The organism is Desulfobacter sp. UBA2225 (assembly GCF_002348205.1).
Classification (GTDB): Bacteria; Desulfobacterota; Desulfobacteria; order Desulfobacterales; family Desulfobacteraceae; genus Desulfobacter; species Desulfobacter postgatei.
The window spans coordinates 1-2939 of record NZ_DDYV01000149.1 but is presented as its reverse complement, the minus strand read 5'-3'; the positions used below and the strand labels follow the sequence as shown (position 1 = coordinate 2939).

The 2939-nt window shown below is 49.1% G+C and carries 2 protein-coding genes and 1 pseudogene; all 3 read left to right on the top strand.

Annotated elements, in window-relative coordinates:
* Positions 1 to 1414, top strand: a 1414-nt coding sequence (gene atpA / locus B3D59_RS07770; protein ID WP_286818765.1) for a F0F1 ATP synthase subunit alpha, incomplete at its 5' end; no start/stop codon positions are given.
* Between the two features lie 66 nt (positions 1415 to 1480).
* Positions 1481 to 2380: an ATP synthase F1 subunit gamma gene (gene atpG, locus B3D59_RS07765; protein ID WP_277004106.1), complete on the top strand. Its 900-nt coding sequence runs from the start codon at positions 1481 to 1483 to the stop codon at positions 2378 to 2380.
* Between the two features lie 51 nt (positions 2381 to 2431).
* Positions 2432 to 2939: pseudogene (locus tag B3D59_RS07760) on the top strand (F0F1 ATP synthase subunit beta); the annotation flags it as partial.

The window sequence follows — 2939 nt, the reverse complement described above, 5'->3', positions numbered from 1 at the left end:
TGACGGTATTGCCCGTGTCTACGGTTTGGAAAAAGTCAAGGCCATGGAGCTGGTTGAGTTTCCGGGCGGTATTCTGGGTCTGGCCCTTAACCTTGAAGCAGACAACGTTGGTGTGGCCATCCTTGGTGATGACAAGGTTATCAAGGAAGGTGACGTGGTTAAGCGTACCGATCGTATCGCTTCCGTTCCGGTTGGCGAAGCGCTGCTGGGTCGCGTTGTAACCACCACGGGTGAGCCTGTTGACGGCAAAGGTCCCATCGAATCTGATATATATATGAACATGGAACTGGTTGCCCCTGGTGTTATTGCCAGAAAATCAGTCCATGAACCCTGCTACACCGGTTCTAAGGCGGTTGACGGTATGACCCCGGTTGGTCGCGGACAGCGCGAGCTGATCATTGGTGACCGTCAGATTGGTAAGACTGCTGTTGCGGTTGATGCCATCATCGCTCAGAAAGAAACCGACATGAAGTGCATCTATGTTGCCTGCGGGCAGAAAAAATCTACGGTTGCCCAGGTTGTTGCCGCCCTTGAAGAGCACGGCGCCATGGAATATACCACCGTTGTCATAGCATCTGCTTCCGAGTCTGCCGCAATGCAGTACCTGGCTCCTTATGCCGGTTGCGCCATGGGCGAATACTTCCGTGATAAAGGCGAACACGCCCTGATTATCTATGATGATTTGTCAAAACAGGCTGCAGCTTACCGTCAGGTATCTTTGCTGCTCAGACGGCCGCCCGGACGAGAAGCGTACCCCGGCGACATTTTTTACAACCACAGCCGTCTGCTGGAACGTTCCGCCAAAATGAGTGATGCACTTGGTGCAGGCTCTTTGACCGCACTGCCCATCATTGAAACCCAGGAAGGCGACGTATCCGCATTTATTCCCACAAACGTTATCTCCATTACCGACGGCCAGATCTTTCTGGACAAAGATCTCTTCTTTGCAGGTATCCGTCCGGCCATCGACGTTGGACTTTCCGTATCCCGCGTTGGTGGTGCTGCCCAGGTAAAAGCCATGAAACAGGTTGCCGGTACCCTTCGTTTGGATCTGGCCCAGTACAGAGAGCTTGAAGCCTTTGCTGCGTTCGGTTCAGACCTGGATGCAGCCACCCAAAGACAGTTGACCCGTGGTGAAAGACTGGTTGAACTGCTTAAGCAGCCCCAATATAAACCGCTTCCCATGGAAAAACAGGTAACGATTCTTTATGCAGGCACCAAAGGGTATCTTGATAAATATCCCAAAGAAGCCGTTCCTGCCTATGAGGCAGGCCTCTACCCCTTTGTTGAAAGCCGGTTCCCGGAAGTATTCACCGGCCTGAAGGAAAAACAGAAAATTGATGATGAACTCGAGGCCAAGATCAAACAATGCCTTGAAGCCTATGACGCAGAGTTCAAAGAGACCGTAAAATAATTTAAGGTCAATCTGGACTTAATTTGTGAGAACAAACAATAACTTATAGGCGCAAAGGTAGATCATATGGCAACGTTAAAAGAAGTACAATCGAAAATAGTCAGCGTTAAAAAGACTAGACAGATTACCTCTGCCATGAAAATGGTCGCCACTTCGAAACTGCGCGGTTCCCAGAATGCCATGGAAGCATTCAAGCCTTATGCTTCCAAATTTGCTGAAGTTCTGGGATCCATTGCCGGGAAATCAGGAGAGGAAGTATCTCCACTCCTGGTGCCCAAGGAAGAAGTTAAAAAGGTGGCCCTGCTCCTGTGCACCTCTGACAGGGGACTGTGTGGCGGATTTAATATAAATCTGATTGATAAAGCTGTAAAAATGCTCAAATCCGAGCTTGAAGGCAAAGAGGTTTCTTTTGTCTGTTACGGCAAAAAAGGTCGTGACTGGGCAAAAAAATCAGGTCAAACCATTGATGCCCAATACATCGGCGTTGTTGGCGGCAGACCAGACTTCTCGGTAGCTTCAAGTTCGGGTCAGGCATTGATCAACAGTTTCCTCGCCGGAGATGTTGATGAAGTATATCTGATTTATTCTGAATTTCAGGGCATGGCAAAACAGGTACCGACGGTTAAGCAGATTCTTCCAATACCTTCCCTTGAAGATATTGTGAACGAGGAAGCTGCTGCACCGGCGAAAGAAGGCACCTTTTTGCCGGAACACATTTGTGAGCCGTCGTCTGACGCGCTTCTTGGTAAGATGCTGCCCAAAAATATTTTTATCCAGATATTTGATGCAATTCTTCAGACGTCAACGTCTGAACATGCCGCTCGTATGAGGGCCATGGAAAATGCGACCAAGGCTTGTGAAGATATGGTAGATGAACTGCAAACCATATTTAATAAAACAAGACAGGCCGGCATTACCAACGACCTCATGGATATCGTCGGCGGTGCCGAAGCCCTTAAGGGATAATCACTCTACTAGGATATACGCATAGATAAAACAGCTTTATAGGAGAATAAAATGGCTGAAAATATAGGTAAAATTTCACAGGTCCTCGGCGCTGTTGTTGACGTTGAGTTTGAGGCCGGAAAACTTCCTCCGGTATTGACCGCTTTAACTGTAACAAACCCCACCATCGGGGATATGGAAGACAATCTGGTTATCGAGGTTGCCCAGCACCTTGGCGACAATGTTGTCCGGTGCATCGGCATGGACGTTACTGACGGGCTTCAAAGAGGCATGGCCGTAAAAGACACCGGCTCCCCCATTATGATGCCGGTTGGCGAAGCTTCCCTGGGCCGCGTTCTTAATGTTGTGGGCCGTCCCGTTGATGGACTTGGCGATATTTCTAAAGAAAAAATGCGTCCGATTCACAGACATGCACCGGCTTTCATTGAACAGGACACCAGTGTCCGCGTTCTTGAAACCGGCGTAAAGGTTATCGATCTTCTGGTTCCCTTCCCCCGTGGCGGTAAAATGGGCATGTTCGGTGGTGCAGGTGTTGGCAAGACCGTTATCATGATGGAAA